The sequence below is a fragment of the Candidatus Methylacidiphilales bacterium genome (assembly GCA_028713655.1).
In the GTDB taxonomy this organism is placed as follows: Bacteria; Verrucomicrobiota; Verrucomicrobiia; order Methylacidiphilales; family JAAUTS01; genus JAQTNW01.
In genome coordinates, this window is record JAQTNW010000076.1 from 1 (window position 1) to 5,190 (window position 5,190).

Sequence of the window (5,190 nt, forward strand, 5' to 3'; positions counted from 1 at the left end):
CGTCCCGCCCGCTCTGCCGGGCATCCTGCCCGGCAGCTCAATCAACGGAATCCATTTCGAACCACGGATGAACACTGATAAACACGGATGGGAACCGCATAAAACTGGAATACGATTGGCCGCGAAAAGGCGCAAAAATACGCAAAAGTTTGGTTGGAGCACGGATATGGAGTGCGGTGGCAAGTCCGGCATCTGCCGGACGCGACACCGCTTTGGATTTCGACCCTGTGATCCCATCGAATTCTTTTGAAAACCCGCCAACAGGCTGCTTCACTGAATACCAAGCAAATAACACGCCTATGCGCCCCGCTATTCTTGCAGCCGCATTCCTCGGTGTCCTTACCACGTCTGGATTTGGCATGACTTCGGAGAGTACGTTTCAGACTCAGTGGGCCTCTCACAGATACACGAAGGCTCCTATTCCAGCGGCTTGGCGACCAGAGCGGGTACCTCCCACAGTGCGAAACATCGCAGATTTCCAGACTCCCGATTTTCTCAACTGTCGGACTACCTCTATTTCCATTATTGTTGGCCGGTACGGTGTTCCGGATCGTTATCTCGTCAATACGCACCCCCTGATACAGGGGGAATACAATTGGCTAATTTACGACCTGCATGGCGGGTACGCTGTGGCGTTTTATGTGACCGCTCCACCCTCGCTCTCGTATGCCGCAGCAAGCCAACTTCGCCAAGGCGTATGATCTCCTTCCCTCAGAAGAGAATGGAAAATATCTAACGAACGTACGCAAAGCCATGGAAAAAAAGAAAACCTCTGCGAACCAAAGCATTCAAATCAAGCCGCGGTAGTTGTGATTCAGTGGTTATTTTTGCTTACCGTTGGCTTTGCTTTGCGTGGGTGGCGTAGCCACACCGGAAACCAACTGGGGAATGATTTTAGGCACTTCGTCGGAGCCTCGGGGCTGGTATGTTTCGGTCAGTATGCGGCCAATGTGAGCGCGAGGTTGATATGTATTAGCCACAACGACTTTGTCTTGTGCGGCTCGGTTATTGATGGCTCTGTTGCTCATAGTTGGTCTCCTAGGATACCGGATGGATCAATTCAATGGTTCTGATCTCATCGCCCTTAATATAGATGCCATTGGTGTTTTTGACAAACTCAGAATGATCAGGTGCAAGGAGATGGGAAATGTAAAGGTCACGGTACTCAGGGTCGGATGAGATATGAGAACGGGCTCCGAGATAGCCCTTGATCTGTTGACCATTTTTGAGTGTAACGAGAATCCAGCAGGCTGGCACCTGATTAAAAACCGCATCCCACGCAGTGGGAGCATGGTGGTGCTCGAAGGAGTCGAGTTTAAGCCAATTGAGAAAACGAACATTCCAATTACGCTGCCGAGCTTTGCCAACCATTAGGCCGAAGACCACAGGCAGCAACAGGATAAAGCCGAAAAAAACAAGCCCCGTAACAACAGGGTAATCATTATACCATTGGTTCCTCCAGGCTTTGTAAAGCAAAGGTGTGAATGGTAGATAAAGAATGGTGCTGCGAGCCAGCAGCCCCAGAGCCAGCTTTTCCCATTCCAACCGGTGATCAAGGTAGATCAATTGACCTTCCATGGTACGCCAGATGAAGCCTGGAACAAGAAACACAATCAGCATCATGACGGCAGTAAATGTCTCGAACATGGTTTATTACAAATAGCAATGAACTAGCGGCATGTCAAAGTCCTTTGCTTGTAGGAGGTGATGTTTTTTGACTGCGTATTTTCCGTATTGGAGCCAATTTAATGGGTTGCAATATCTGGAATTTTATCTGGGATAACATCGCGCAGTTCAAAACCCTGATTGCCAGAGGCGGTTTAAAATCCTACCTTCTCATATGCCTTTGCACCGCTCTCAAATTCTCGTTTTTACCTCGTTCATTCTTTTGTCGTTGCTGGCGTTTTCCGGGGTCCATCCGTATGACCGGACGACATGGATGCTCGAGGTTGCCCCTGTGGCCTTGGCGTTGCCTGTGCTGTGGATGACGTATCGCAGGTTTCCGTTAACCTCTTTGCTTTATGCTTGCATCTTTATCCATGCGCTTGTCCTCATGCTTGGAGGCGCATACACCTATGCGCGGGTTCCGCTCGGGTTCGAACTTTCTGAAATTTTTGGTTTCAGCCGCAACAACTACGACAAGATCGGCCACTTTTTCCAGGGCTTTGTTCCGGCGCTGATCGCCCGCGAAATCCTGATTCGCGGCGAATACGTTCGTGGAAGGAAAATGCTTGCGTTCATTGTTATTTGCATCGTCATGGCAATCAGCGCCAGCTACGAACTGTTCGAGTGGAGAGTGGCCATTGCGCTTGGACATGGAGCCGACGAATTCCTGGGCACTCAGGGAGATCCGTGGGATACGCAATCCGACATGTTTTTTGCTCTTATAGGCGGAATCACCGCATTGACCCTGTTCTGGCGTGTTCATGATCGCCAGATTTCAGACTTAAAACTGGGATAAACGCAGATTTTTGGACTGCGGCGGCACGACGCCGCTCTTTTTGCCGACAGCCGAAAGCTGATCGCTCCACTTAAAACTCATCAGCGAATTTCTTTGAAAACCTTCCAGCGAAGTGCTTCACTGAGCAACAACCAAGAACGAGCCGATGCCACCATGTCGCTTTTACCCCTTGTTACACGACCGGTTGTATAACAGGGGGCAAATCCTGCCGGTCGCTGAACAATACTGTTAGGCAAACAAGAAAATACCATGAATCATAATCCACTCCACGATTGGTTGCGCACACTCGGAATTCTACTGATCGGCATTTCAGCATTTATCGCCACGCTTCGATATTGTGGCATTATCTTAACTAAGAACGAAAAGCAAAGTCTTGCTTTGATTCAGAAAATGCAGAGTGGCATGTTCCAAGAGGCCGCTCCAGCCCCGCCTCCATTTCCAGCTACTGCCCCAGTTCCGTCAGCACCGGTTCTGCCACGCGCTGAACCAATTAATGGAAATTAAATGCCTGATCAGGCCAGCCATACGTGCATGGGGTCAACTCTGCATGGGGTCAACTCTCAATAATCAATGAAAGAAAAAATGGAAAATCAGATCCTCGATGAGTTGAGGAAGCAAACCCGGGACAACAGGATTGGAATGACCGTGATGCTGGTACTGCTCATGGGTCTTATTGCCACGATCCCGTTTCATCAGAAGATCATTTCACATTTTACTCCAGCCCGGCAGGTGACCGACACCTGGCGAGAGGCAAGATACCTCTATTCCGAAGAAAAGCGGGATGAGGCCGTCAAGATGGTACAAAGGTTGATTCAGAAATATCCGTATGACAGCTACGGCTATGTTCTCCTGGGGTGTTGGCAGCAGGGACTCGGAAACTTGAATGAGGCCGAAGCCAACTTCGCCAAAGCGTATGATCTCCTTCCTTCAGAGGAGAACGGAAAATATCTAACGAACGTGCGCAAAGCCATGGAAAAGAAGAAAACCTCTGCGAACCAAAGCATTCAACCTAAATCGCGGTAGCTATCCATGTCCTCAAATGAAACATCTGATTCGGTTTGACCCGAGCGTCGAATGCGGCAGCTTGGAAGGGTGCATCGTTTCGTGGAATTGTTTCTCGCAATGCGCTACCTGCGTCCGAAGCGGAGTTTTGTTTCGGCCATCACGGTGCTTTCCCTGCTGGGGGTGGTTTGCGGCGTCGGCGTTTTGATCATCGTCACTTCGGTGATGAAGGGGTTTGAGAAGGAAATCCGGGAAAAGATCATCGGCTTCAACGCCCATTTGACCGTCACCAATTACGGCATCCTGCAGGACTGGCGGCAACTGTCGGATTTGGTTTCGAAGGAACCGGGCGTGCGCGGAGCGACCCCGTTTGTGGTGGGGCCGGTGCTGGTGGAAATTAACAACAAAATCTCCACACCGACCATCCGCGGGGTGGACGTCGAGACCGGCGAAAAGGTCATCCCGATGAAAAAAACGCTGGTGGCGGGCGAATGGCTTCTGGGCCCGGATACCATCCTGGTGGGGGAAGAATGGGCGCGGCGCAACGACGCCTGGATCGGGGACAAAGTGACGGTCTATTCCCCGCGCAACCTGAACCGCCTGCGCCAGCCTCAAAAACCGGGCCAGCCCCAGGAATATTATCTGCCCAGCGAATATAAAATAGCCGGGATTTTTTCGACCGGTTTTTTTGAGTATGATTTCAATTTCATCCTCTTTTCGCTGAACGAAGCGCAGCGCCTGTATGACCTGGGCGACAGTGTCCAGGGTTTGTTTGTGAAAGCGGAAGACCCGATGAATGCGTTCGTCGTCAAGGCCTCGCTCAACAAAAAGCTGCACCGTCCTTTGCAGGCCCTGACCTGGATGGACCTGCACAAAAATTATTTCGGCCAGGTTATCGTGGAGCGGCGCGTGATGTCGTTCCTGCTATTTTTCATCATGCTGGTGGCGGCGATCGGCTTGAGCAGCACCTTGATCACCGTGACCGTGCAGAAAACAAAGGAAATCGGACTGATGAAAGCCCTTGGAGCCCGGGACAGCCAGATTGTCGCGATTTTCACGCTCTATGGATTGATCATCGGACTGGCAGGGTCCGCTTTGGGTGTGGCTTTTGGTTTGCTGACAGTTTCCTACCGGAACCAATTCCTCGACTGGCTGAACGGAACCTTCCACATCCAGGTTTTTCCCGTTGAGATTTATAATTTTACGCGCATTCCCGCCGTGGTGGACGGGTCTTCCATTGCCTGGATCGCGATCCTGGGCGTCATTCTCAGCACGGCGGCGGCGCTGGTGCCCGCGTTTGCGGCGCTGCGGGTTGATCCGGCGACTTCCCTGCACTCCGAATGAAAACGCTCGAATTACACAATCTCAGCAAATCGTTTGCCTTTGGCCGGAGCCATGAAGTCCGGGTCTTGAAGGACATCAACGCATCGATTCCGGCGGAGGGCACGGTTTCAATCCGGGGCAGTTCGGGTTCAGGGAAGACGACGCTATTGAATGTGCTGGGCGGCCTGGTGCATCCCTCCGATGGGCGGTTGATGTGGGACGGGAAGTCGGTCTATGAACAGGGCCGGGAGAGCCTGGTGCAGTGGCGCAGCCGGATGGCGGGATTTATTTTTCAATCGTATCATCTCATGCCTGAGCTCAACATTCGGGAGAACGTGCTGTTGCCGGCCTGGTTTTTAGGAATGGACCAGCGGGGGCGGGCCGAGGAATTGATCGAACTGGTG

At 51.7% G+C, this 5,190-nt stretch carries 7 protein-coding genes; 6 read left to right on the forward strand and 1 reads right to left on the reverse strand.

Annotated elements, in window-relative coordinates; all coding sequences use genetic code 11:
• Positions 1 to 250: hypothetical protein (locus PHD76_14990; GenBank protein MDD5263147.1), on the forward strand; the 250-nt coding region annotated here is incomplete at its 5' end.
• 788 nt (positions 251 to 1,038) lie between these two features.
• Here the strand turns inward: PHD76_14990 and PHD76_14995 are convergent.
• A complete protein-coding gene (locus tag PHD76_14995; GenBank protein ID MDD5263148.1) occupies positions 1,039 to 1,647 on the reverse strand; it encodes a DUF6338 family protein in 609 nt (202 codons plus the stop codon).
• 310 nt (positions 1,648 to 1,957) lie between these two features.
• Between PHD76_14995 and PHD76_15000 the strand changes: the two genes are divergently transcribed.
• From PHD76_15000 to PHD76_15020, 5 genes are all read left to right on the forward strand, one after another.
• Positions 1,958 to 2,461 (forward strand): DUF2238 domain-containing protein, encoded by a 504-nt coding sequence (locus tag PHD76_15000; GenBank protein MDD5263149.1) that lies wholly within the window; start codon positions 1,958 to 1,960, stop codon positions 2,459 to 2,461.
• Between the two features lie 249 nt (positions 2,462 to 2,710).
• Complete coding sequence (locus PHD76_15005) at positions 2,711 to 2,965, forward strand: hypothetical protein (protein ID MDD5263150.1); 255 nt, start codon at positions 2,711 to 2,713, stop codon at positions 2,963 to 2,965.
• 78 nt (positions 2,966 to 3,043) lie between these two features.
• Positions 3,044 to 3,484, forward strand: a complete 441-nt coding sequence (locus PHD76_15010; GenBank protein ID MDD5263151.1) for a hypothetical protein — start codon at positions 3,044 to 3,046, stop codon at positions 3,482 to 3,484.
• A 99-nt stretch (positions 3,485 to 3,583) separates the two neighbouring features.
• Positions 3,584 to 4,807, forward strand: coding sequence for an ABC transporter permease (locus tag PHD76_15015; protein MDD5263152.1), 1,224 nt, complete (start codon positions 3,584 to 3,586; stop codon positions 4,805 to 4,807).
• Positions 4,804 to 5,190: ATP-binding cassette domain-containing protein (locus PHD76_15020; protein ID MDD5263153.1), on the forward strand; the 387-nt coding region annotated here is incomplete at its 3' end. The genes PHD76_15015 and PHD76_15020, both read left to right, overlap by 4 nt.